Below are 25745 nucleotides of genomic sequence, written 5' to 3' on the forward strand. Positions count from 1 at the left end.
TAGAAAAAGCCACGAAAATGAACTGCACCCCCATTATTAAATTGTGTCTAACAATGGGAGTGCAGTTCACGCTCATGGCTTTTTCAAGTGTTTCCAAACTTTGATTTGGGAACGTTATTTTGTATGTGTTTGTATATTATACTTAGTTAAAGGTCGTTAAATTATCTGATATAGTATTTAAAAAATCTTTTTCAAATTTATAATAAAATTTACCCTCAGTCTCACTTAGTGTTATTGAATCCGTTTGCATTCCGTTGCTTAAAGAAACCAATTTTATTGACTGAATTTCTAGCTGATTTTCTAACAATGAATCAAGTGATGTATTCGTTTCCATTTGAGTAAACATTTTTTTTAATTGTACTGGTGACATTTCAACTTCCATTTTATTAATTATAGCTTGCAATAGATTTACGAGATTTTCTTCATTTAGATTTACACCTTCTGTGGCTGCCATTAACAATGCGATAACTTCTTCACCACTAAAACGCTGTAATCCTTTTTCAAATTCAAATGCTACTTGTGTGATTGCTCTCACTCGAATATCTTCTGACAAATCGTATTCTAATCCATTTACAGAATCAATGAGCGTTGAAATAGTTTCCACATCAATTACTGAATAATAATCAATTGGTAAAGCTACTAATTTTGAAACAGTCGTTTTTACATTATCAGCGCCCCCAAATTTATATGCAAACAATAATTTATCGTACAAAGGTGTCCCATCATTATTAGTCGATACTGGTGCATATGTCTCAGCAGGGAATGATACAACTTTCATCATCTTTTTATCTTTATTATAAGTAAGTAATAGATTTAGATAAATTCTATTATCCATCTCTTTTGATTTCACCGTAATTAATGTAGTTGAAACCTTCTCTTCTTCAACCACTTGGTTACTTGTAGTACGTATATTAGATTCTTTAGTCAGATTTCCAGGGAGTAATGATGGCAAAAATAAAAATAAACATAGACCTATTATTAATATAGAAACTGTTACTGGTGCAAATTTTTGTAGGAAAATAGGTGACTTTTTTTGCATATGAGAATCCCTGTCTATTTTCTTGATTTGTTCAAATACTTTTTGACGATCTTCTTTCGTAAATTGTAGTTCTTGATTTAACTTATTAGAAAAATTAGTTTTTGAACGTTTCTCATTCATTAACTTCTGCCTCCTTTATCATCGACTCTAATCGTTGTTTTGCTCTTCTTAATCGAGTTTTCACTGTATTTACCGAAACGTCTAAAACATTGGCAATTTCATCAGTCGTCAATGATTCGTAGTAGTATAGATAAACCACTTCCCGATATACTTTTGGTAGAGAAAAAATCGTATCTTTAATTTCTTCATTATTGTATTTATCAAGTACTGTTTTTTCTGTTGAAGGTAATATTGACTTCGCCGTTTCATTAATAAAACTTTTTACGTGTACCATTTTGTAATTCCAACTTTTCAAATAGTCCTTACATTCGTTAATGGTAATACGATAAAGCCATGTTTTAATTTGTGCGTCAAAGCGAAATGAATCAAGGTTTTTGTAACATTTGATAAACGTATTTTGAACCATGTCCTTCGCAATCTCTGCATCTTTCACATATGAAAACGCTAATCGTACCAACTCATTACCATAATCAATCATCAATTTTTCTAGTATGAAATCATTTTCTTCTCTACCCAATCTACTTCCCTCCTTCTCAACCTGCTCCCAAATTCTTCTATTAGACGATTATCAATTCAAGAAAGGTTCAATTTTTAAAAATAACTCCAAAATATCCGTTACCGACTTGTAACAATTGCGATTTGTTAATCATGTTGGATTAAATTAATGATACCAACCTTGATATGAGAGCAAATCTAAAGAGCATGTTTTGAAAAGATTGTTCAAAACATGCTCTTATTTATTGTGGCAGATTAAATTCTCTTTCAATTACTTTAATATGATAAGGGCACCCCAAAAACAGATGGAGGTGCTGATACCATGTATATTGTTGATAGAAGTATTTCACAAGGTAAAAGAGCTGGTGTTTATTCTGTATTCGGTATTATTACTGGCTCCTTGGTTCATACGTTATTTGTTTCTTATGGCTTAAGATTATTGATGTAATTTATCTCGTTTATCTAGGAATTAAAATGGTATTTGATAAATCCAACATAGGTTTTGAAACAATTAAACTTAAGAAAAATTTATATACAAGGTCTTTTAACCAGTTTTAACGAATCCAAAAGTCTCGTTATTTATTATTGCTTTTCTTCCGCAGTTTATAGATGTAAAAGCAACAGATCCTGCTCCTTGTTAATATTAGGGCTTACATTTACAGCAACTGAACTCCTATGATGTTTATTTGTTGCTTATTTCTCCTCGTACGTTACTAAAAAACTAAGAGGAAACCAAAAATTAGGTATGCTTCTGAATAAAATAACGGGAATGATATTTTTTTGTATGGGGTTAAAGCTACTTCAAACAAAAGCTCCACATTAAACTTGTAAAATAAAACAATGCCCCCTACCTAAGAGTTCCTTTCAAATTTGAAGGGACTGTTTCTTAATTAATATCCGTTCGTTTACTGCAGACTTTATTTCTGACATTCTTTCAATATAGTGATGATAAGTTTCCTTCCACTCCTTATTGAAGTAAAGCTCCTTTAGTTGAAGAAGGGATATCTTTTTTCACCTAGGGCTACTGGGAATCCTCAACTTACTAATAGTTTTTTGAGTGCTTGTTTTGCTCCATATTTTAATCTAGCTCCAAGGCTACTAGCAAATCCCCTCAATTAATTAAGATATTTGAAAACCTGCATCTTTTTTAAGTACCATTGAAAGAACTATTTTGCCCATACTATTTCCTATTAAAAACAGAAATTGGATTTATAAAACTGATTCTAATTCTTTGAACTTTTAACTAGAAAATCACTTCATATAAAGCATTATCTAATAAGAATATTAGATACGAATCAGACATATATTGATTTTAGTATTTCATTAAAACAAAAATCTATTATTCTATTCATGTTGGAATTATATTAAATTTTCTATAAAGATAGGATGATGACAATTATTGAAAAGTCGGTTCTTGCGATGGTTATTTTACGTGTATTGTCTGGGAGTATTGAAGTAAGTGCTGGGTTGTTGATGCTAAAGTTAAATAATTTAGAAAAAGCATTTTATATTAATACAATGCTTGCTTTGGTTGGGCCAACCGTTTTAATCGTAACGACAGCAATTGCCTTATTTGGACTAGCAGATAAAATACCTGTGACGAGAATCATTTGCTTATTTACAGGTATAACACTTATTATTATTAGCTCACATATTAAGTAAACATAAAATATTACTAAAATAATAATTATAAAGTATGAAAATGCCAGAATATGAAATTAGTAAGTAGATTGATATCTTCCCATCCACCATTTTGGACATAAGTCTTCTTCTGTCTCGAACATTTATTTTATAGCCTGATTCCATTCATAATCTTTGTTAAACTCTTTATGAATCACATAACATGTTTATCCGTCCATTTGAAAATTTTTTTATAATTCTTCCTAATCATGTTCATTAAATCACTGTAGCGTGTGACGACGCTGCTTTTTTATGTATAATTAGCCTTTGCTTGCACAAATTAGTATTGAGTGTATCGCACGCACTTATACGGTGGTGGCGTTGGTTGACCGTCACGACCTCCCTCAAAAAGGGTTACATTACCTCTGTAACCCTTTTTTATTTCTATTCAAATTAACATTACACTACATCAGGTAGTTTTCTACTTTGGATTAACCTTGATCAAACCTTTACGACCACTAACCCGATTAGTTAGTGTACTTCCCATCTTACTCAGTACTACAAACCTTGCCTATATTTAACTTCCCTTTAATCTACATGGTTTACACAGCACGCGACATCAGCATGAACATCTACTAAAACCGTATCAAACATTTCAAGAAGTTCACGAATACGCTCATTTCTCAAACTATAGTAGCAATATTTTCCTTCATTACGACCAACAATAATGCCACAACCTTTTAAACAGGCTAAGTGTTGAGAGATATTAGACTGATTCCCCTTTAATTCCTCGACGATTTGAGATACTGTCTTCTCTTTCTCTTTGATACACTCTAAAATTTGAAGTCTTACCTTATTTGAAAATCCATGAATTAGTTTGATTTTTAAATCAATATTTTTTTCTGTCACAAAATCTCCTCCAATTCATATTAGACTTAGCTAATATGTTTTGATATGATCATATTCGATATCACTAATATGTGTGTCAAACATACTAGCACTACCTAATATGTCTGTCAAAAATTTTAAAAAATATTGGTCTCTCTTTGGCTAATAAGCGTAGGCATCCACAAGTTAGGCTTATTATACATACTTATTTATGTACTTGGCTTTTGACTTCCCTTTCTTAAGCTGTCCCTGTCACTATTTATTGGCAAATTACATTTCTTTCAATAAAGAAGCCATCGATTTATGATGATTGGCAGATGAATTATGATTTTCATGGGGATTTTATGATATTTTGACATAATGACAAAGATGATTGTGTAGGCTCCTATTTTCGGAGAGGTCACAGGATTTTAGAAACTCTTACGCACTGTAGAAAGGTTGGATGTAGCATTGAATAATACGTGGAACAAAATTATCTATCATATTGGCTCTTCCTTTTACGATAAACTTTTTAACACAGGTGCGTTTTTAAAGACTAGAAAGAGGATTTTTCAAGAAGTACCTTTTCAGCGTAAGCAAAAAATCCTCTATGTAGGTATTGGTACTGGGGCTGATTTAGAATTAATCAACTATGTTGATTATGATATAACAGCTATTGATTATTCTCCTGATATGCTAGCGAAAGCTCAACATAAATTCGAGCACTCTTCTATCAATTTTTTAGAAATGGATGCTCAAAAAATGTCTTTTGCAGATGAATCATTTGACTATATTGTAGCTAGTTTAATTCTTTCTGTGGTTCCTAATGAAAATAAATGCTTTGAAGAGATGATACGAGTTTTAAAGAAGGATGGTAGAATTCTTATCTTTGATAAATTTGCTCCTAAAAATCAAAAACTAACGCTAACAAAAAAATTGGTAAGGCCATTTATAAGTATGTTAGGAACAGATATTGGACGAAGTTTTGAGGAGTTGTTTAACCAAAATGATCATAGGCTCAAAATTATAAGAGATGAATCTGTTATGTTAAAGGGTATGTATCGATATATTGAAGTTATTAAACGCTCTTAGCTAAATCGTATAATCGCAATGAATGTTTCGGAGAAAACTCATCAAGGAGCTCAAGCATCTTATCAGAGCTTAAAAAACAACAATCAGTCCAAATAAAATTGGCTGATTGTTGTCTTAGTAATGGAATAACCTTATAAATGGTAAATACCATGTAAGAATTTGTTACTCTATTTGTTTTTTCATGAGTTGTTTTGAAAAGTTAAAGGATGGAATTTCGCTAACAAATGTAGAACCTAATAAGAATACCCCGCCGATAATTTGAACTAGGGTCATTTGCTCTTGCAATATCATTGCAGAAATCAAAATAGCTACAAAAGGATCGACATAACTGAGCATCGCAATACTCTGCCCTTTCAATTTCTCCATTCCCGAGAAAAACAACCAAAATCCAATCCCTGTATTAACGATACCTAAAATTAAAATAAAAGGAATAGATGCGCTTGATAATCCAAAAATCCCAAAGCCCTCTGTCAAAAAAACATACGGCAGCAGTAATAATGCGGTCGTTCCAAGTTGAATAATGGTCAGCTCTAGCTTGTCCATCTCTTTAATAAATTTGTTTAAAAGTAACAAAGCAGCATAAAAAGCAGCTGCCATCAATCCAAAGATAAGTCCAAGGAAATCATCTGATTCCGTTGCACTCACCCCTTCTCCTACAATCATTATCATACCGATCATTGCAATGACAATGCATATTATTTTTTTAATGGATAATGGTTCCTTAAGTACAACAGGTGAAAGTATCATTACAAATACTGGTGCAAAGTAATATCCTAGTGTGGCATTGGCAAGTGATGTGTGGTCGTAGGATTGATAGAGAAAAATCCAGTTTCCTCCCAATGCAACGCCTGAGAGAATCAAAAATAAAGCATTCGTTTTTACTAAATTCCAGGATATTTTTTTCTTCATTATGGAGAAGATGAGCAGTAAAAATAAGCATCCTAGGAAACTACTTAGTAAAGCCCTTTCACTCGCCGCTAAATTAATGTTACGAACAACTAAACCAATTGTGCCAAAAATAATCATTGATACGATAAATTGAAATTTAGATTTCATGGTCGCCCCCCCTAACCTACGCATTTTAATAGATACTATTAGATACTTTTTTCCTTCCTTTTCTTCCACTCCCTTTCAACTTGCTTTTGTAATGGGAATAGCATAGCATACACATAAGTATTACAAAATTGAATGTTTGTCATGTTATCTATAACAAAATAGCATGCAAGGGAGGATAGCGTTTTGAATATCCAAAAATATATGGCCTTTGTCAAAGCGGTAGAATATGGGAGCTTTACAAGAGCTGCCGATGCATTAAACTATACACAGTCCGGCATCAGCCGTATGATCAACGATTTAGAATCAGAATGGGGAATATCCCTTTTTGAAAGAAGTCGTGCCGGAATCAGCTTAACATCTGATGGCTTAAAGTTACTGCCCCAATTACAACGTATATGCAATGAGCATGAAATGTTAATGATGCAGATCGATGACTTACATGATATCCAATCAGGAATCATTCGAATTGGTACATTTTCTAGTGTAGCAACCCATTGGCTACCTTATATGATCAAATTCTTTAAGCAGGATTATCCAGGGATTGATTTCGAGTTACTATTAGGAGATTACACCGAAATCGAAAGCTGGATTATCGAAGGTAGGGTCGACTTTGGATTTTTACGACTGCCAACAAAAGCTGAAATGGAAACAATCTTTGTAGAGCAAGACCGTTTGTTGGTCGTCATTCATCAGGATCATCCTCTTGCTGATTGCGATAAATTTCCTATAAGTGAACTATTGACCAGTCCATTCATGCTTTTAGAAAAAGGCGCAAAAGCTGAAATCTCCGAAATTTTCGAGAAGCACAATATCTCGCCGCACATTTCTTTTACAACATGGGACGACTATGCCATTATGTCAATGGTGGAAAATGGATTAGGAATCAGTATATTACCTGAACTGATTTTAGAACGCATTCCTTACCAAATTATCGCGAAAGAGCTAGAAGTTCCTGCTTTTCGCACTATTGGAATTGCGATGAGAGAGCAAAAATCGCTGTCACTTGCAGCAAAGAGATTTATAGAATATTTATCCTATCGAAAGAGAAAATAAGAAGTTTAGCTATTATTTTGCACAACGAAAAAAGCGTATTCGAAAAAATCTCGAATACGCTGCATTAATCCTCCACCGCTTCTAAATAGCCTTGCTGTAAACATGTATCCGTCATAAACTGCTTTATCCCTGCATCAAATGACAATTTGATCGTGCTACTTGTGATGGCCAAAATTTCGCCTTCTCCAAACATCACATGCTTTACCTTGGAGCCGACGATTAGTGCTGACTCCTTTGTGATTGTCCGATCATTACGGTATTGCTTCGGTGCTTTCCTTGGATTTTTCGACGCTTTCTTTGGCAACTCCTGAGGTGAGACGATTTGTTTTAACGCGTTCATAAACATCGATGGCACCACACTTGCTTTAAAGCGCTTGTTGTACGAAATTAATTCCAAATGGCGAATTGCACGTGTGATACCGACATAAAAGAGCCTTGTTTCTTCCTCTATCGCTTCTTCCGTCTCACTAGGTAAAATTCCATCAATTAAGTCAATCAAATACACACGGTCAAATTCCAAGCCCTTTGAACTGTGTAAGGTTGTTAATGTAATGGCATTCTTTTCATTTTTCAGATGAGATGTACGTGCTAAATTTTCAAGGTACTTCAAACGGCCCGCAAATTCGGTCATCGTCGATGTATGGCGAGCAATTAGCCCAAGTACATCCACAATATCTAGTAAATTTTCATAATTAAAACCGAGGTCCTCGCTCATTTTCTTTAAGGCACGCTCATAACCAAAGTCATAACGGATATGCTCTAGCATGGCTGTTGGTGTTGTTTGATCAAATTGAATGCTATCATACGTTTTGCGAATTCGCTTAATATATTCTGGCTGATATTCCTTTAATTCCACATGCTCTAACAATCGTGTGAATACACAGCCATCCTCCTGTACTTTCTGCAGTGCCTTTAATTGCGTTGGTGTAAGATAAGCATTCATTTTTCTGTAAACTTTTTCAAATATCGAGATATTTTTTGTATTGTACGCTAGACGCATGAAGTTCATAATATCCTCCACAACCCAATGCGTAGAAAAGCGAATGGTGGAATCTTTCATATAGAAAGGCAAGCCCGCTCTGTCTAACGCGTCCATAAGTGGAATGGCTGACGTATTATTTCGATATAAAACAGCCGTTGAGCCAGGCTTAGACAAATTTTTTAACTGATTCACTACATATTTCGCCTGTAAGCTATAATTCTCTAGGATTTTAAATGAGATTGGCTCTGCTGCAGGATTTTGCGTAAACATTTGTTTGTTATATCGTTTTTTATTACGCTGAATGAATAGATTGGCTGGCTCTACAATCGAGGCAGATGAACGATAGTTTTGTGTCATTAGTAAGACATGTGCCTCTGGATAAATCTTTTGGAAATTCAACAAATAATCTGGCTCTGCACCACGCCAGCTATAAATAGCCTGATCCTCATCGGCAACAACGCATAAATTTTGATGGACTGCGACGAGCTTCTCGATGATCGCGTGTTGAACTGGCGATGTATCCTGACTTTCATCCGTTAAATAAAAATCGTATCGACGTTGATATTGCGCCAATACCTCTCGATTTTTCGTAAAAATATCATTCGCCATTAACAGCATATCATCAAAATCAATGAGCAATCGGTCACTAGCTGTGCGCTTATATTCCTCATATCGGTGTAAAATCTCGACTTTTTTTGGCACCTTTACTTCTGCAATTGCCCATTCCTGTTCTGGCAGCATTTTATTTTTGATGAACGTTATGTACGTCAGTAGCTCGTCTAACTGATCTTCCGTAATTTTCGAGCCATTTAATTGTTCAAAAATCTCACGAAGCACTCGTCTTTTTGACATAACACCAGGCTGATCCGCTTCTTCCATAATCCCATACGAAATGCCCTGACGTTCAAGTGTCTCCCGCACAACTTGAAATGCTAAACTATGAATCGTCGAAAAATCAACTGGTGGCAAATGCGGAAAAAACTTTGCAAAACGTGCCTTCATATCATTTGCTGATGCCTTACTAAATGTGACAGCCTTGATGCGAGCAGGTTTGACACCAAGCGCCTCGATCATATAGCCAATACGCATAATAATCGTCGTTGTTTTTCCTGAACCAGGAGATGCCAATAGTAGCAGCGGTCCATTCGTCTGCAACACCGCCTGCTTCTGCACATCATTTAGATTAACGCCAAGTGACCGCTCCTTTTCCTCAAAAAATGCTTTTTGCGCTGCATTCATATCAATTACTCCGTTCTAAAAAAATCTATTTTCTATTATACCAGATGATACTGATTAACTTCTTAAGAGCATTAAAGCAACTAAGCTCGACTACTACTCATTCGAGTGATCTTAGCTGTTAAGGAAATTGTTTGCCTCTTCATCATTTTTAGATCTTATCAAAAACAAAAAAGCGTATATACAAAATGTACAACGCTTTTTAGTAGCTCGTTAGTAAAATTTTTTATTTGGCTATCCATTCATATTGAATATCAGCTAAATTCTCTTCATTTTCATGTCCTCTCCCTATGATTTTAAATCCATGTTTTTCATAAAATCGTTGGGCATTTTCATTAACCTCAAATGTGTATAAAGTTAATCGCCCATTTGATTGTGCTTTTACTTTATCTAGTAATGTATGACCTATGCTCATCCCTTGATAGTCAATATGAATATATAGTTGGCTTATTTCTTCTTCGTTATAGGCAATCATGCCAACTACTTTTTCATCCATTAACGCTAAATCGATGTGAAACTGCTCAGCTAATAGATGATTTAAGAAATATACATGACTTTCAAAGGTGTGAATTTCTTTCTGACCAATCGCCTGTTCCTTACTATCTCGCCACATAGCAACTGTTTGTTCAGCGTATTGGGGGGTATATTGCGTAATAATTATTTTGTGTTGGTTCACTACGATGCCTCCTTAAGTGCTATCTGTTGTTGGTGCATTACCATTCTTCACAATTACTTCGGATACCGTTTGTTTGGTTATTAAAACATATGGCCTGTTTACTTTCATCATATATTATTTTGATGGTCTAAGAAATAAATTAGGTAAATTTTCAGTCATACTGTACTCCTTAATAAAGTAAAGCACATTACTTGAAGAATTAAATGTAAGTTCTACGGATAAAAAAACATCTTACACTCACACTAATGGTGGAGGTGAGATGAAAATGGGAAATAATAAACATAAAAATAATAAAACGCAAGACAACAAAAAACAGCAGAATCAAAATCAAAATGCTAACAATGAACGTAAAAACAGAGAAGAGTTTGCTGAAGAAGTAGATTTCAGTCAAATTCAAAATGAAAACAAACGTTAATCATACTATCATGTGAAGAAACCCTAATACTCACTTCAGTAAAGATGGGTATTGGGGCTATTTTTATAATCCATCTATTACAGCATTTTACGGCTCAAACCCAGCCTGACTTATATAAACATGATTTTCTGGAAAGATTTCAATAAATCGGTTGTATACTTTTTTTATTACATCTGGTCCATACCATTCTTCTAAACCAAGTTGGTCATATTTTTTCTCAATCTCAAGTTTTCTTGTGCGTTTTCCACCACTGCCATCTCCCATGAAGTAGTCATCTATACATATCCGATCGACGAGTTGCTTCAATTTCAAAGGAAAATATTCTCCACTTGGTAAAATGGGAGCGATAGCAACTTGGGTCGGAATGTCCGCAGCTGCTAATTTTTCCAATGTCTTAAAACGCGCTTGGATTGGAGGTGCCATTGGCGTAAAATGTTTACGTATCGTTTCCGAATCTGTCTCAATTGTCATACTTACTCGTACTTTATCTTTAAATTGTCGCAGCAAATCAATATCTCGACTGACAAGTGGACTTCTCGTTTGTACAAATAAGAAGTCAGGGGGATCCTCTAGCATCACTTCGAGTAAAGATCGCGTCACTTTTTCCTTATGCTCTATTGGCTGATACGGGTCTGTACTTGAGGACATAAAAATGGTTACAGGCCCTTTGGCTTTGGCACGATGAAGCTCCTTTTTTAATACATGCGCCGCACCGTTTTTAACATCGACCCAACTACCCCATTCCCCTTCTCGAAAAAGAGATACAGGCATTTGACGTACATAGCAATAGGAACATCCAAAGGAACAGCCTGTATAAGGATTGAGTGAATGCGTATAGCCAGAAAGAAAGCCGGTCCCTTTATTCAAAATGGTTTTTGGATGCTTATAGAATAATTCGCTTTTCATACGGACCCTCCATTCCATGTGTAGCAAGTATTATGCATTGCTAGACGAACCTCGCTCTTCAAGGGCCAAGAGCAATTTCTTCATTTCTAATCCGCCCCGATAGCCAGTTAAAGAGCCATTCTTTCCTGTTACACGATGGCACGGTACAGTAAGCAACACTGGATTAGCACCAATAGCCGCTCCAACAGCACGAACCGCTGCTGGTTTATTGATAGCATGGGCAATGTCTGAATAGGATTTGGTCTGCCCATAAGGAATTTCACAAAGTGCTTGCCAGACTGCTAGCTGAAATGGCGTACCTTCGTACTCAAATGGGATAGAAAAGGTTTGCCTCTTTCCTGCTAGATACTGAATGATTTCATTGACATAGGGTGCAAGGTTTTCCTCATCTTCAATAAGAGGACTTCCTGGAAAGCGTTTCTTCGCCCATTCAAACATTTCCTCGAATGGTTTGTTCTGTGAACCTACAAACACAAGGCCCTTGGAGGTAGCAGCAATATAAAAATGCCAATCCTCAAACTTGAGTAAAGACCAATAAAGGGTTGGTTTATTTTTTATTTCCATCATTTATTTCCTCCATTTTTCTCATTTGACGAAATTGCGCTGGGGTCTGACCGGTTTTCTTTTTAAATAAAGTAATAAAATAGGGCGCATTCGCCATACCCACACATATGGCAATATCGCCTATTGCTTTATTCGTCTGAATTAAATACTTTTTAGCCGCGTGTACGCGAACTTGTTGTATATACTCAACGGGCGTCATGCCTTTAATCTTTTTAAATGTTCGATGCATATGATAGGGACTCCCATGACAAATCATTGCTAAAGATTCTAGCGTTAATTTTTCAGCGAAATTTTGATCAATGTATGCTGTGATAATATCAACCCACTCGCTATCAGGCAAATTTTCATTAGTTGGCTTGCAACGTTTACAAGGGCGAAAATTTGCGCGGAGTGCTTGTTCTGCAGTTGCAAAAATACATACATTCTCTTTTTTCGGAACGCGAGACTTGCAGGATGGTTTACAAAATATCCCTGTTGACTTGACAGCATAGAAAAATTGATTGTTGTACGCTGTATCATTCGTGATAATGGCTTGCCACTTTTCATCTGTCATCATTTCTACATTATTCAAAGTTTTATTTTCATCATTCATAGGATCCAGCATTTATCTCACCTCTCCTTACAATATACTCCCTAAAAATTCACAATGTACAATTCTGGATATGGAATAGCAAGATATTGAAGTTTTTTTATTTAGAATCGTGAAAAATGATGCCAAGACCGTATCGATCTCCAGCAGTAATCGTACTTACTCCATGACGAACCGTATGTTTATAATATCCCCTTTTACCTAGAACAGGTCTATGGTTCGTAGGAAAGATGAGTGCACTGCCCTGATCTAACGTAATAACATGTCCCCTACTCTGAGCACGTGGAATTTGTTCCACTAGGAGTGATTCTCCACCAGAAAAGTCTTGTTCGCGTTGATTTAATACAAATACTACTTGAAACGGGAAGAACACATCACCATATAAATCTTGATGCAAACAATTAAAGCCACCTGTTTCATACTTTAAGAGTAACGGTGTCGGTCTAGTTTGTTCAAATTCTTCACAAGTGTTCAAAAAATCTTGAAGCTGAGCAGGAAACTGTGCTGTTTTCTTTAAATAACCTAACCATCGATTAGCTGTTTTGGCCAATTCTTGATAAAAGGACTCTCTTAAACTTTGGATAATTTCAGGCAATGGATAGGAAAAATATTTGTATTCCCCCTCCCCAAAGCGATACCTCGTCATATTAATGGCCGTTCTATATGGCTCTTCTGTACTATACAACCCTATTAAGAATTCACATTTCTCTTTTGTTAAGATTGCTGGAAGCTTTGCAAATCCTTGCTTATCTAGTTCATGTTGAATGGCATCCCACTCTAAGCTGCCAACACGTGTTTGAATATCTTGGACCATTTTTATTCCCTCCTTAGCCTTCTTAATAACTAACACTATAACCTCATCAATAGAAAAAAATAAGGCGTTTAGAATGGAATAGCAAGATAACAAAATGAGTAAAGCTACTTTTATGATAAAGTAAACTAACAAACTGTGTATGTTGAAAAGGGGAATGAAAAAGTGATATGGCATGACGTTGACGATGTGATGATCATTACCTTACCAGCAAATTTTGATATGAATGCAAATCTAGGCTATTTAACAAGAGAAAAAAATGAATGCCTGTATGCAATAGAGAACAATATCATCACAAAAGTGATAGCCATTGGAGAAATGCAGTCTTTAGTAAAGATAAGCGTAATCGATAATCAACAAATGATTATTCAATTCCTAAATGATTCTAGACCTATTGAAAAGTGGGAGCGGGAAAAAATTGTCACCTATATTCATGAATGGTTTGATCTTGATAACGATTTAACACCATTTTATGAAATGGCAAATTCAGATCCATTACTTCAAATACCTGCCCAAAAATTCTATGGATTACGAGTTATCGGCATCCCCGATTTATTTGAAGCGTTATGCTGGGGCGTTTTAGGACAACAAATTAACCTCGCATTTGCCTACACCTTAAAGAGACAATTTGTAGAAAGCTTTGGCGATTCTATCGAATGGAAGGGTAAAAAGTATTGGGTATTCCCTCCGTACGAACGAATTGCACAGTTAGAACCTACTGACCTAGCAGCTATTAAAATGACAGTTAAAAAAAGTGAATATATTATTGGCATTGCAAGATTAATGGCAAGCGGAGAATTATCGAAGGACCAATTAATGAACATGAATTTTAAAGAGGCAGAAAGAAGCTTAATCAAAATACGAGGAATCGGACCTTGGACAGCCAATTACGTGCTAATGCGTTGCCTGAGGTTTCAGACAGCTTTTCCAATCGATGATGTGGGTCTGATTAATTCAATAAAAACATTACGGAATATGAACCGAAAGCCTACGAAAGAGGAAATCTTAGCGCTCTCGATACCATGGAAAAACTGGGAATCCTACGCTACCTTCTATTTATGGCGTGTTCTTTACTAAATATCATCACCTTGATTTGAGCATGTCTTGAAAAAATGAATCAAAACATGCTCTTATGTAGCTACGTTTTATTCAATGGATACAGAATGCTTATTAGAGCTGTAATTCTTTGATACAATCAATGGTTGTTTTTATAAACTCTTTGACAGCGGGAAGGGATTGCTTCTTTGAGCGAGTAATCATGCTTATTTCTCGGAAAGGTTCGGGTAAGAGAGGTTTTACAATGGTCCCTTCTAAATTATAGGGTAAAGCTAGTTCTGGTATGATTGTAATGCCTAATCCTTCACGCACCATTGCAATGATTGTTTGATTTTCTTCCACATTAAACTCTATGTTTGGGGATACCTCTTGTTCCTGTAAAAACTTCTTAACACTCACTTCACATCCTAGCTGAGGCATAATAAAAACCTCCCCTTGAAGTTCTCCCGCTTTTACTTGTTCATTTATGGCAAGATGATGATGAATCGGTACGATTGCTACTAATCTATCTCTTACTATGGTAGTAGCCTCAAAATGATCCATAGGGTTACTTAAAGATGTAAAACCTATATCCACTTTCCCCTCTTCTACCCAACGTGTAATTTGGTCATAGCTCCCCTCATAAAAATCGATTTCAATTCCCTTAAACTCTCCTTTAAACCGTGATATGATCGTTGGCAACACTTTTGAAGCGAAACTTGAAAAGCTGCCAATATTTATTTTTCCGTTTTGTATTCCTAAAATAGAAGCCGCTTCTTGTTTAATGCTTTCTGCTTCGGATAAGATATTTCTCATATTGTTGATAATACGTTCACCACTATCTGTTAATGAGATGCCATTTCTTCCTCTATTCAAAAGTTTAATACCGAGTTCTGACTCTAATGAAGCGATATTATGGCTTATGCCCGATTGTGTCATCGCCAATATTTCTCCTGCTTTTGTGAAATTACCAATATCCACTACTTTGACGAATATTTCTATTTGCAAAAGGTTCACAAGATAACCTCCGTATAAGATTTAACTTTCCATTCGACTTCCTCATGTTTAAGATTAAAAACATGAATTTTACTTATCAATTCTATCATACTACAATAATCTTAGAATGAAGGAGGAGATAGCAATGAAAAAAGTGGTAGAGTTTTTTTATGTTGATGCATTCACCACAGAAACGTTTGGAGGAAATCCAGCTGGCGTCATACCTCATGCAGAAAATTTAACAGATGAGGAAATGCTAAACATAGCCAATGAATTAAACCTTTCGGAAACGGCCTTTCTTTTACCATCAACAAATGACAATGCAGATTATCAAATAAAATATTTTACTCCTACAAAAGAAGTTGACTTTTGCGGTCACGCTACGTTAGGTACAGCATGGTTAATGGCTAATAAGTACAATTGGATTGATAAGGACGAGAAAATAATCTTTGAATCAAACATTGGACTAATTCCTGTAAAATGGATTACGGAAAACAATCACTTAAAGAGCGTGTCCATGACTCAAGTACGTCCCCATGTAAAAAGTATAGACATTAGCCCTGAAGTCGTTGCGGACCTTGTCGGTTTAGAGGAAACGGACATTGATGATCAATACCCGATAAAAATAGCGAACACAGGGGTCCCACATCTTATGGTTCCCGTTAAAACACGTCAAGCAATTGATCAAGCAGAACCTAAATTAAATGAGCTTAAAAAGATGAACAATCATTTTAACATATCAACCACTCACCTCTTTACCTTTGACACAAATGGGGAATTTGATATTTATACAAGAGATTTTTGCCCAAATATAGGGATCGATGAAGATCCAGTTACAGGGGCAGCAAACGGTGCATTAGGTGGTTATTTATATCTAGAAAATATACTAGCTCCACAAGAAAAACATCAATTAGTAATTGGGCAAGGCCATACGATTAATAGACCTGGAACTCTTTATGTCACGATTACACCTGATGGGGAGAACGCTGTTATTGAAGTAGCGGGAGCAGCAGTTGTTTCAATAGAGGGAAAAATACTTTTATAATACTATTTTTCTGAATTTTCTGTGTTAATTATCATCATAAAATAAACTTCTCTAAATTCTTCACTTAAATTTAGAGAAGTCTTATTTATGCCAAATAAAGTGGTTAGTTTAATGCATTTAAATGCGTTTTTAAGTATTGCAAAAATGGTTGCTCCATGAGATCGGTTTTTCGAGAGCAAATAAATAAACTTTGCTGAATAGCTGCCTGCTCAACATACACTTGAGCAAGTTTCCCGTTTGCTATACTTTCATCTACACTATAGGACGGAGCTAAAGTCATGCCGTACCCCGCTTCCACTACTTTTATGGATTCGTGTAAGCCCTGCATTTGAAGCCCTAATTTAGGTAATGGCGCATTAAATGTGTAAAAAATGGACTCCAATAAATCGAGTGTCGAGCTACCACGTTCCCGATAAATAAAGTCCTCGTTCGATAATTCATAGATGGAGACCGTTTGATTTGCTAGAGGATGTGAAGGATGGACTATAAACCAAAACGGGATATTCAATACCTTTTCAAATTGTAAATCTTCATGACCAATTTTACTTTGAACGACAAAGCCAAAATCTACTTCATAATTCAGAACTTGCTCCTCCACAGATCGAACATTGCCTAACGATACAAAAAATTCAATTTGAGGATGCGCAAGCTTGTATTTAGCTATGATAGGCGGAAGTATATAATTAATAGGGATGTAAGAGGACGCTATATGTATTTTGTCTTCCTTTGCTAAAAACTTCCCAAGCTTCTCATCGATTTGTGCTTCTAAGTAAAATAAACGCATGCCTTGCTCGTATAAAAACTTCCCCTCTGACGTTAATTGAATTCCACGCCCTTTACCTTCAATCAATTTTGCCCCTATTTCATTCTCTAATTTTCGAATTTGTATGGTAACAGCAGGTTGACTTAGTAGCATACTATTCGCCGCTGCAGTAATTCCCCCAAGCTTGGCTACATTCGTAAAGATCCTCAATGCATGTAAATTCATTCCATTCCAACCTTTCTATCCATAAATAATATTTATGAATAAGCAATAATTATATATTTGTTTTATGTATAGTTTACCAGTAATTTAAGTATTGAGGTGATTGAATGGAAATTTTACTACATGAATGGTTAACAGTAAAAGGAGTTATTTTATTTACAATTGGTTTACTCGCAGCCATAATAGGCGTTCTTTTTGGTGCAGCAGGCTTTATTTTGATGCCTTCATTGTTGCTCGTCGGCATTCCAATTCATACAACCGTTGCTGTTAATAAATTTGCGACAGGCTTATCAGCCCTATCAAATGTTGTTTCATTTGTCATAAAAGGACATTTATCTGTAAAAAAGTATTTTTCTTTCATGTTTGTTGCTAGTATAGGTGGAGTATTTGGGGCATTATTCGCAATCCTCTTATCGGAACAAATCATGAATGTCGTCGCTTGTATAAGCTTAATTTTTGCATTTCTGATTGTCCTTTGCAGTAATAAATGGATTGTCAAAGATGTAAAAGAAACAGAGGAACAACCCTTGAACAAGCTTATTCCATTTGCAATTTCCATATATGACGGTGGTTTTGGACCAGGCTCAGCTCTAATGAATATAACCTATTTCTTGAAAAAACAATACCATTATTTAAAAGCAGTCGAGTTAACAAGAATGCTCTCGTTATCAAGCTGTACAGGTGCTTTTCTCTTTTATTACTTTACTGGCATTTTTAATTGGGGAATTGCTATCCCTGTTTCACTTGGCTCTATTGCTGGCTCTTTCTTTGGTTTAAAGATCGTTCCGTATATCCAAACAAAATGGATTCAAATTATTTTACCAATCATTTTTTTGTTCTTAATTGTTCAAGTAGTGTCGGATTTAATAAAATAAACGAAACAAGTCCTACCTTTTTTGCCCCCAAATTTAAGGACATCTAAGGTGGAGCTTGTTTAGAATCCGAAATTTACGACTGTTAGTATAATAGAGGAACACAATAATAATTTGCCTATTTTTTATTTATCTACCGCCACTCACATGTATAATTTCTCCAAGGATGTAATTTGAGGCATCAGAAGAAAGGAAGGCAATTACTTCTGCTATCTCTTTAGGCGCTGCAGCTCGTTTAATTGGTACAGCGGAAGCCATCCGTTCTAGCCGATTGTCGCCAGGAGCAAATTTATCGTGAAAGGGTGTCTCTACCATTCCAGGCGCTACCCCGTTCACGATAATTCCATATTCAATTAATTCTCTGGACATACCAATCGTCATTGTATTGATAGCTCCCTTAGCAGATGCATAATGAATACTTTCCCCTGCCCCACCAATACGTGCAGCTGCAGAAGAGACATTAATAATTTTTCCGCATTTCTTCGGAATCATATGTATTAATACAGCTTGAGAGCATAAGAGCACACTATTGACATTTAGCTTGAATGTTTCTTCCCATAGCTCTTCACTCATCTCCATAAAAGTACTTTGACGGATGCCGCCTCCAGCGTTATTCACTAAAACATCAATCGTGCCGAATGTAGAAATAGCCTGCTCAATCATTGCGTTCACTTCTTCTTTATTCACAATATTAGCTTGAATAGCAATGGCGTCTCCTCCTTGTTCTTGAATTCGTTGCAGAGCTTCGTTGGCACCTTCCACATTTGTATGATAATTGATAATTACTTTAGCCCCGTATTTTGCCACTAGCTCAGCCGTGGCAAATCCAATCCCAGAGCTTGCACCTGTGATAAGAATAACCTTTCCTGACAAGTTATGCATAGCGTCCCCCCTAACGTTTTTAATAGTAATTCGTTCATAAACAACTAATGCTCACGCACCACGATAGTTAATTATATGGTTCTACTACTAGTATATTTTTTAATGATCGTAACTAAAATCGCCAGAATAAATACAATCAAACTATTAATGAGTAAATAATAGGCAATGTTCAATCCATAGAATAATGCAAAGGGATCACGAATAATAATTAGTGCTAATACACTTCCTAGTCCACCAAATACACCTGCCAGTAGTAAAATGATAAAAGCAGCATTATATAGATTTTTCTTTTTTTTGTAGAATACAAACCCAATCACATTTGCAACAACAATTAAAAAGCCTATCAGTATGAAGAAAAAACCTTCCATTCAACTCCCTCTTTTCAAAACGATTTTGTCATGGGATAACTATTTCTTCCCCCTTGAATTAAAGTGGTCCACCCTCAAAACCAATAGGCCAACCATTTTCTTTAAATTTCACTTTATACTGAAACTCAAAGTGACCCTCATAAATAAAATCTAAACTAAAGCCTGAAAAGATATAACTATCAAAGTTAGCCATATTTCCAAAGCTTATTGTGGATAAATAATAACTGTTTATTTCTTGATTAGGAAAAAACTTATGTAAATACGCCAATGCGCGGCTTATATGTAAATGGAGTTCATCGAAAATTCTTTCTGCTAGTTCGATTATTCTCACCTCAGGATTTTCATTATTTCCTTGGATAATAATCTCTACATCCTCCCATTCCCCAATATTCATGCTGTATAACCACTGTTCCTGAATAAGATACTTTTCTTTATTGTATACAGGGGGATTGACTAGGTTTAATTCTTTGATGTCATCTTTAGTCAACGGTTTTGCAAGAATAAGCTTATTATGCAAAATGTCTTTGATATTAGAGACCATATATTTTGATTTGTTTAATTCTAAAGAGTCCATTTTCCACCTCCGTTTAAAGTAATTATACCATCATCGCTCTACAACCATTGTAAGTTCAAAAAGAAAAAAGAGCTAGCTATGTAACTAATTCTAGAAAAGATAACCGCTTCGAATCTAAACATATCGTTACCCCTGTTATGACTAAATCAAGTGCCTCTTTAATCTATCATCTATCAAGTTGTTCAAAAAAGAAACCCCCAACCCTTGCAGTCAAAATAGCAAAACAGCTATTCAAAAAGGTTCGTCTTTTTGAACAGCTGCTGCATTTTATTGCAATGGAATGTTTACTTCAATATTTTCACCAATCGGATTAGGGTAATAGTTTAAATATAGCTTAGCTTTTCCATTATATTCTTCAAATTGTGATGTCTCCACTACATACTGCTCGTCTCGAGAAATAGTCAAACTTTTGAATTCTAATGGCGTGCCATCTTCTTTTATGGCGTCAGAGAGCATTAATAATTTGCCTTCATTATTTTTTTTCATCTTAACTGCTACACTTTGCTGCACTATTGAAATGTCCCCCTTAAAATAAGTAGGCTTCGTGATTATCTCTTTTGTGCCAAAATCAACTTCGATAAAATCCTCACCCTTTGGCACAGCTTGAACGGCGCCAATCATAACCGTCAATGACGCTGGATCATCGAAATAATTACTTTGCAAATAGAGCGTAAATTTGCCATCGCGAATATTCCCGTCTGTTGAAATGTCATTTCTAATACTTTCTCTACGTTCACCGCTTTCTGTCATGATGGCAACATCATCTAGCGCTAATAGTTGCATTGTATTATCTTTGGCTACCTCAATATCGAGTGCCACTTTTAATGGCGAACGGCGAATTTGTGTAATCGTAAATTTCTGCCCATTGACATCGATCGTACGATTTGCAGTAAAAATTTTCTCCTTTGCGATCTCGTTTTTCAGTGAAAACGGTAAAGATATTACAATGTTACCTTTCTCTTCATCCTGAAAGTGAAAAACTGCTTTAAAATCCTTGGAAGTATAGGCGATAGGCTTTAAAAAACTATATTTCACAGATGAAGAGATGTATGTTTGATTGCTTGCATTCATGGTAAACGTACAGCCGCATTCAATCTCCTCAGCTCCTTGAAACAATTGAACTTTCTCTAAGTTTAATTTTGAAATATCAAATGAGGCATCAGCGTCATAGAACAGGACAAATCCTAAATTGTCGGCAATCACGCCCTGCAATGTAAGTGCTAGACCTTTTCTAGATTGCGTCACATTGATTTCTTCATAGTATTCATGGTCTACAATATCTTTTATTCCTTTATCTATTGCAATCGCTGTTACAATTGCTTGAAAGCCGGGTATTTTGGCAACTTGGCTAGCAATCGTTGGCGAGACGCGAATTGAAAAGAGAAGGCTTAGGCAAAGCATGGAGATGCATGCAACCGAAACAATGCGCTTCTTTCTTCTTTTTTCTTGTTGAACCTTTCGAAACATGTTCATGCGAACTTGTTGCAGTTTCTCCTTTGGAACGTCAATTAATGGTTTACTCATAGCCAGTCCTCCTTTTCTCTAGCAAAGCTTCTAAGCTTCTTTAAAATGTGATGAAGCTTCGATTTCACAGTACCCTCAGGAATTTGATTGAGCTCAGCAATTTCTTTATTTTTCAGTTGCTGGAAATACTTCATATAGACGAGTTGCTGCTCTGACAAAGATAAATGTTCCAATAATCTCTCCATATCTGAGTAGATGACCCATTCAGATAAGTGGTGTTCCTCAATCTGAACAGTCGGCGGACGTTTTCGTAAATGGTCTTTACAGCAATTGATTAAGACGCGCACAAGCCATGTTCTGGCATATTCGTGCTGTTGAACGGTATGCATTTTTTTGAGTGCCTTGTAAACAAGCTCCTGCATCACGTCCATAGCATCTTGCTCATTTTTCATATATGTAAAGGCCATGCGATATAAAATATCCTCATCCATTTCAATCAGTGAAAGTATCGCTTCTTGATCTCCACGTATAGCACGCTGCTCTAATTCAAATTTCATCCTTTTTCGCCTCCTTCTCTCATTAGACTCAACATTGTTGCATTTCGTTCAAAATTTTTGAAACTTTTCAGGGAACTGTCATTCATCTCCCCATTAATAATAAGAAGCGATTGCTCTAATTGAACAATCGCCTCTTCCCCTTACCTGTATGTATTGGTAAAAATTAAACACCATAATGAATCATCCATTTATCTTGTTTTATTGCTTCAGCTATTTTTTTGATTAATTCTTCAAGTTCTGCAGATTGGTATTCGACATTGGCTTCACTCACCATATTTAAAAATTGTTTATGAGAGCTCGGTGGTATCAAGGTTATCCCCCAATAGGCGAGACTTTTAAATGGCCTATTTGTGTTGTGTGCAAAAGTTTCGAGGTGATGTATTTTTTTGCCAAAATCCTTGGAAAGCAGTTCATCAAAGAGGTCACCATCTACACCGATGCAATTGTATTTTTCAGGTTCATAAGCAGCATATTCCTTGTCTTTTTCTATACAAGCAATGATTCCAAACTCATGAATGTATGGCATAGTATCGCAACCTCCAATTCCCTTTATGCCCGGCTAATGATTACGTTTCTTGCAAGAGAATCTTTGCAAGACGAAAAATGCCTTCCTCAATGGCTTGCTCGTCTATTTTAGCAAAGCCTAGTACCCATCCTTTTCGAGTATTTTCTAAGCAATACTTGCTTAGTGGATAAACACGTATCCCATTTTCGAGTGCGAGGTTCGTCATTGCTTCTTCATCAAACGATTCTTCCGCCTCAAGAAGCATATGCAAACCTGTTTCAATGCCACTTAGCTTGAAACGTTCGGCTAGTCCTGTCGCCATGATTGCCTTTGTCATCGCTTCATGTCTACGTCGATAGACATTTCTGGCTCTCCTCATATGACGCATAAAATGACCGTGCTCAATAAAATGAGCAAGCGTTAATTGCTCCATAATGGGAAGATGTCGATAGGTTAATTGTTGTACTTGCGCAAGCTGGCGGATGGCATCTTTTGGGCCGACCACAGCCGATATTCGTATGCCAGGAGCAACCATTTTAGAAAAACTCATCATATATAATGTGTTGTGAGGTTGTTGGCTAAACAAGGTAGGCAGCGGGCCACCTCGATACCTAAACTCACCATCATAATCATCTTCTACAATCCAAAATTGATTTTTCGCAGATTTTTGCAGCAATTGTTGTCTGCGTGGCTCAGACATTATGACACCAACCGCACATTGGTGAGAAGGTGTAACAAAAATAAGCTTTGTTTGTGGATCAATATGCTCTACTTGTACGCCATACTCATCCACAGGCACAGCAACAACATTCATACGCCGATATTTCATGGTCATCCAGGCTGCAGGAAAGCCTGGATCTTCAACCGAAACCATTTCTCCTTCCTTAAGAAGGGCTTGAGCAATCAGATCGATGCTATGCTGTGCGCCAGAGGTTAAGATGATTTGGTCAATCTCTACATGTACACCTCTTTCAAATGTCAGGTAACGTTGAATCTGTTCACGCAGCGGTGTAAAACCGTAGGCATCGCCATAGCCCCAATTGGTCAGATCAGTTTCTGCTGAGGCCTGTAAAAACGATTGTCGCCAAGTTTTTCGGAAATGCTCGTCCAAATACGGCTCATGGGGACAAAAATCGATTGCGACGTTTCCATTTTCTTTGCCTCTAAACCAACTGTTTAATTCATCAACTGCCACGTTTAATAAAGGTAATGCTGGCGTTGATGGTCCTTGAGGAATCACCTCTTCTTGCAAGTTAGTTTTATATCCCCATTCACTCACCCTTGTTCCACCACGCCAATTTGTCACGGTATATCCTCGACTAAATAATTCCTCATATACAATTTGTATAGTTGAGCGTGAAACACCTACTAATAAGGCGAGTTCTCGGGATGGAGGGAGTAACTCCCCTGGTGGCCATTTTCCAGTTGTAATATGATGAATAGCTTGGTCAAGCAACTGCTGCCATATAGGATTTTTATCGTCTCGGTTAACTTGTAACATTCAATTCACTTCCAGTTAGAATAGAGATTGTTAAAATATGAGAAAATTTATAGTTTTGTACAGTCGATAATTATTATACTATCAAATCGATCATTTTATAGATATAGGATGTTTGTAGTACACTTTGCATCATCTAAATACATGATAACATCCTTTTAAAGGCTACATCTGCAGCATGAATCGTTCTATCAATATCCTGTATGGAATGTGCAGTTGAGATAAATATACTTTCATATTGAGAAGGAGGTAGAAGTATACCCTGTTTAAGCATTTCTTTATAAAAACGGCGAAACATCTCAGCATCTATTTTTCGAGCATCATCAAAATTTTGTAATGGATGATCGATGAATGCGTAGCCAATCATTGTCCCAGCTTTCGTTGTTTTAAGTGGAATATGATTGGTATGAGCTGCTTTTGATAACCCTTGAATAAGCCGATCTGCTAACGCTTCGATATACGTATAACTGTTATGATTTAATTTATTGATTGTGGTATACCCCGCTACCATAGCGATTGGATTACCCGATAAGGTTCCAGCCTGATAAATATTACCTTCAGGTGCAATGTGATCCATGATTTCTTTTCTTCCACCATATGCTCCAACAGGCATCCCTCCACCAATGATCTTGCCTAAACATGTTAAGTCTGGTTTTATGTTATAAAGCCCTTGAGCAGAGTGATAATCTATACGAAAACCAGTCATGACCTCATCAAGTATAAATAGTCCACCAAATTTTGTAGTGAAAGAACGTATTGCTTGAAGAAATTCAGGGTTAGCTGGTATTCCCGCCATATTGCCTGCAAACGGTTCTACGATGACTGCTGCAATTTGTGGGCCATATTTATCAAAGATCTTTTTCAGGACTTCAATATTATTATAAGGAATGGAGATTGTATGCTTAGTGATCTCTACAGGTACACCCAGACTATCAGGAAGGCTGAAGGTAGCAATTCCTGAGCCTGCCTTTACTAATAGATGATCACTGTGTCCATGATAGTTTCCATCAAATTTCACAATCATGTCTTTGCCAGTAAAGCCTCTAGCTAGTCTAATGGCACTCATTGTCGCTTCTGTACCAGAATTCACCATTCGAATCTTCTCTATGGAAGGAATGCGAGTCGATATTAATGTGGCTAGCTTATTTTCTTGTAAAGTTGGCAAGCCAAAACTTGTCCCCCTGTAAATGGCTTCAAGAAGTGCATCTGAAACTTCCGTATCTGCATGTCCATGAATTAATGGTCCCCAAGATAGAACATAATCTATATAGCGATTGCCATCAATATCATATATGTTCGAGCCTTTCCCATGACTTATAAAAATTGGTTCCATCCCAACTGATTGAAATGCTCTCACTGGGCTATTTACCCCACCAGGCATAAGTTTTTTTGCTATTTCAAAGGCTTCTATTGATTTCGTACTATCGATGTTAAAAACCACCT

At 36.2% G+C, this 25745-nt stretch carries 27 protein-coding genes and 1 pseudogene; 8 read left to right on the forward strand and 20 right to left on the reverse strand.

Going from position 1 to position 25745, the window contains the following annotated elements; all coding sequences use genetic code 11:
* Positions 1-142: 142 nt before the first annotated feature.
* Together MHB39_RS12090 and MHB39_RS12095 are read right to left on the reverse strand one after the other, a co-directional pair.
* The gene (locus MHB39_RS12090) at positions 143-1159 is read right to left on the reverse strand and encodes an LCP family protein (RefSeq protein WP_342543845.1); all 1017 of its coding nucleotides are present in this window, start codon (positions 1157-1159) and stop codon (positions 143-145) included.
* Positions 1152-1676, reverse strand: coding sequence for a sigma-70 family RNA polymerase sigma factor (locus MHB39_RS12095; protein ID WP_342543846.1), 525 nt, complete (start codon positions 1674-1676; stop codon positions 1152-1154). The genes MHB39_RS12090 and MHB39_RS12095 overlap by 8 nt, the downstream gene beginning before the upstream one ends.
* A gap of 288 nt (positions 1677-1964) precedes the next feature.
* Here MHB39_RS12095 and MHB39_RS12100 point away from each other — a divergent pair.
* Positions 1965-2477, forward strand: a pseudogene (locus MHB39_RS12100) (LysE family translocator); the annotation flags it as partial.
* A gap of 563 nt (positions 2478-3040) precedes the next feature.
* Positions 3041-3316: a YqhV family protein gene (locus MHB39_RS12105; protein ID WP_009371666.1), complete on the forward strand. Its 276-nt coding sequence runs from the start codon at positions 3041-3043 to the stop codon at positions 3314-3316.
* A gap of 546 nt (positions 3317-3862) precedes the next feature.
* Here MHB39_RS12105 and MHB39_RS12110 read toward each other — a convergent pair.
* Positions 3863-4183, reverse strand: a complete 321-nt coding sequence (locus tag MHB39_RS12110; protein ID WP_004230401.1) for a metalloregulator ArsR/SmtB family transcription factor — start codon at positions 4181-4183, stop codon at positions 3863-3865.
* Between the two features lie 429 nt (positions 4184-4612).
* Here MHB39_RS12110 and MHB39_RS12115 point away from each other — a divergent pair, with 429 nt between their 5' ends.
* Complete coding sequence (locus MHB39_RS12115) at positions 4613-5233, forward strand: class I SAM-dependent methyltransferase (RefSeq protein WP_342543848.1); 621 nt, start codon at positions 4613-4615, stop codon at positions 5231-5233.
* Positions 5234-5395: 162 nt separating this feature from the next.
* Here the strand turns inward: MHB39_RS12115 and MHB39_RS12120 are convergent, their stop codons facing one another.
* Positions 5396-6289, reverse strand: a complete 894-nt coding sequence (locus MHB39_RS12120) for a DMT family transporter (protein WP_004230404.1) — start codon at positions 6287-6289, stop codon at positions 5396-5398.
* Positions 6290-6472: 183 nt separating this feature from the next.
* Here MHB39_RS12120 and MHB39_RS12125 point away from each other — a divergent pair, with 183 nt between their 5' ends.
* Entirely contained in the window at positions 6473-7342 is an 870-nt protein-coding gene (locus MHB39_RS12125) for a LysR family transcriptional regulator (RefSeq protein ID WP_342543850.1), read from the forward strand.
* 64 nt (positions 7343-7406) lie between these two features.
* Here the strand turns inward: MHB39_RS12125 and MHB39_RS12130 are convergent, their stop codons facing one another.
* Together MHB39_RS12130 and MHB39_RS12135 are read right to left on the reverse strand one after the other, a co-directional pair.
* On the reverse strand, positions 7407-9563 hold the full coding sequence (locus MHB39_RS12130) for an ATP-dependent helicase (protein ID WP_342543851.1): 2157 nt from the start codon (positions 9561-9563) through the stop codon (positions 7407-7409).
* Between the two features lie 223 nt (positions 9564-9786).
* A complete protein-coding gene (locus tag MHB39_RS12135; RefSeq protein ID WP_342543852.1) occupies positions 9787-10236 on the reverse strand; it encodes a GNAT family N-acetyltransferase in 450 nt (149 codons plus the stop codon).
* 265 nt (positions 10237-10501) lie between these two features.
* On the opposite strand from MHB39_RS12135, the gene MHB39_RS12140 reads away from it, so the two are divergent.
* Entirely contained in the window at positions 10502-10651 is a 150-nt protein-coding gene (locus tag MHB39_RS12140) for a hypothetical protein (protein WP_016992948.1), read from the forward strand.
* Positions 10652-10738: 87 nt separating this feature from the next.
* On the opposite strand, the gene MHB39_RS12145 is transcribed toward MHB39_RS12140, so the two are convergent.
* From MHB39_RS12145 to MHB39_RS12160, 4 genes are all read right to left on the reverse strand, one after another.
* Positions 10739-11557: a radical SAM protein gene (locus tag MHB39_RS12145; RefSeq protein WP_342543854.1), complete on the reverse strand. Its 819-nt coding sequence runs from the start codon at positions 11555-11557 to the stop codon at positions 10739-10741.
* Between the two features lie 30 nt (positions 11558-11587).
* Complete coding sequence (locus tag MHB39_RS12150) at positions 11588-12121, reverse strand: methylated-DNA--[protein]-cysteine S-methyltransferase (protein WP_342546903.1); 534 nt, start codon at positions 12119-12121, stop codon at positions 11588-11590.
* Positions 12105-12725, reverse strand: a complete 621-nt coding sequence (locus MHB39_RS12155) for a bifunctional transcriptional activator/DNA repair enzyme AdaA (RefSeq protein ID WP_339279869.1) — start codon at positions 12723-12725, stop codon at positions 12105-12107. Before MHB39_RS12155 ends, MHB39_RS12150 begins: the two co-directional genes overlap by 17 nt.
* A gap of 85 nt (positions 12726-12810) precedes the next feature.
* Positions 12811-13524, reverse strand: a complete 714-nt coding sequence (locus MHB39_RS12160; protein ID WP_342543856.1) for a 2OG-Fe(II) oxygenase — start codon at positions 13522-13524, stop codon at positions 12811-12813.
* Positions 13525-13686: 162 nt separating this feature from the next.
* On the opposite strand from MHB39_RS12160, the gene MHB39_RS12165 reads away from it, so the two are divergent.
* The gene (locus MHB39_RS12165; RefSeq protein WP_342543858.1) at positions 13687-14598 is read left to right on the forward strand and encodes a DNA-3-methyladenine glycosylase; all 912 of its coding nucleotides are present in this window, start codon (positions 13687-13689) and stop codon (positions 14596-14598) included.
* Positions 14599-14691: 93 nt separating this feature from the next.
* On the opposite strand, the gene MHB39_RS12170 is transcribed toward MHB39_RS12165, so the two are convergent.
* Positions 14692-15573, reverse strand: coding sequence for a LysR family transcriptional regulator (locus tag MHB39_RS12170; RefSeq protein ID WP_342543860.1), 882 nt, complete (start codon positions 15571-15573; stop codon positions 14692-14694).
* A 124-nt stretch (positions 15574-15697) separates the two neighbouring features.
* Here MHB39_RS12170 and MHB39_RS12175 point away from each other — a divergent pair, with 124 nt between their 5' ends.
* Positions 15698-16597 carry a PhzF family phenazine biosynthesis protein gene (locus tag MHB39_RS12175; RefSeq protein ID WP_342543861.1) on the forward strand — a complete coding sequence of 300 codons (900 nt, stop codon included), beginning with the start codon at positions 15698-15700 and terminating at the stop codon, positions 16595-16597.
* 103 nt (positions 16598-16700) lie between these two features.
* Here MHB39_RS12175 and MHB39_RS12180 read toward each other — a convergent pair whose 3' ends face one another.
* The gene (locus MHB39_RS12180) at positions 16701-17585 is read right to left on the reverse strand and encodes a LysR family transcriptional regulator (RefSeq protein WP_342543862.1); all 885 of its coding nucleotides are present in this window, start codon (positions 17583-17585) and stop codon (positions 16701-16703) included.
* A gap of 104 nt (positions 17586-17689) precedes the next feature.
* On the opposite strand from MHB39_RS12180, the gene MHB39_RS12185 reads away from it, so the two are divergent.
* Positions 17690-18457 (forward strand): sulfite exporter TauE/SafE family protein, encoded by a 768-nt coding sequence (locus MHB39_RS12185; RefSeq protein ID WP_342543864.1) that lies wholly within the window; start codon positions 17690-17692, stop codon positions 18455-18457.
* A 126-nt stretch (positions 18458-18583) separates the two neighbouring features.
* Here the strand turns inward: MHB39_RS12185 and MHB39_RS12190 are convergent, their stop codons facing one another.
* The 8 genes from MHB39_RS12190 to hemL all read right to left on the reverse strand — a co-directional run bounded on the left by MHB39_RS12190 (position 18584) and on the right by hemL (position 25731).
* Entirely contained in the window at positions 18584-19336 is a 753-nt protein-coding gene (locus tag MHB39_RS12190) for a glucose 1-dehydrogenase (protein ID WP_342543865.1), read from the reverse strand.
* Between the two features lie 71 nt (positions 19337-19407).
* Positions 19408-19704: a hypothetical protein gene (locus tag MHB39_RS12195; RefSeq protein ID WP_048393027.1), complete on the reverse strand. Its 297-nt coding sequence runs from the start codon at positions 19702-19704 to the stop codon at positions 19408-19410.
* A 58-nt stretch (positions 19705-19762) separates the two neighbouring features.
* The gene (locus MHB39_RS12200; protein WP_103118189.1) at positions 19763-20278 is read right to left on the reverse strand and encodes a hypothetical protein; all 516 of its coding nucleotides are present in this window, start codon (positions 20276-20278) and stop codon (positions 19763-19765) included.
* A gap of 267 nt (positions 20279-20545) precedes the next feature.
* Complete coding sequence (locus MHB39_RS12205) at positions 20546-21802, reverse strand: DUF4179 domain-containing protein (RefSeq protein WP_342543867.1); 1257 nt, start codon at positions 21800-21802, stop codon at positions 20546-20548.
* Complete coding sequence (locus MHB39_RS12210) at positions 21799-22299, reverse strand: sigma-70 family RNA polymerase sigma factor (RefSeq protein ID WP_115673645.1); 501 nt, start codon at positions 22297-22299, stop codon at positions 21799-21801. Before MHB39_RS12210 ends, MHB39_RS12205 begins: the two co-directional genes overlap by 4 nt.
* A gap of 163 nt (positions 22300-22462) precedes the next feature.
* Complete coding sequence (locus tag MHB39_RS12215; protein ID WP_036079224.1) at positions 22463-22825, reverse strand: hypothetical protein; 363 nt, start codon at positions 22823-22825, stop codon at positions 22463-22465.
* Positions 22826-22865: 40 nt separating this feature from the next.
* A complete protein-coding gene (locus MHB39_RS12220) occupies positions 22866-24305 on the reverse strand; it encodes a PLP-dependent aminotransferase family protein (protein WP_342543870.1) in 1440 nt (479 codons plus the stop codon).
* A gap of 133 nt (positions 24306-24438) precedes the next feature.
* The gene (gene hemL / locus MHB39_RS12225; RefSeq protein WP_342546904.1) at positions 24439-25731 is read right to left on the reverse strand and encodes a glutamate-1-semialdehyde 2,1-aminomutase; all 1293 of its coding nucleotides are present in this window, start codon (positions 25729-25731) and stop codon (positions 24439-24441) included.
* Positions 25732-25745: the final 14 nt, after the last annotated feature.

The sequence above is a fragment of the Lysinibacillus sp. FSL K6-4013 genome (assembly GCF_038630435.1).
GTDB classification, from domain to species: Bacteria; Bacillota; Bacilli; order Bacillales_A; family Planococcaceae; genus Lysinibacillus; species Lysinibacillus boronitolerans.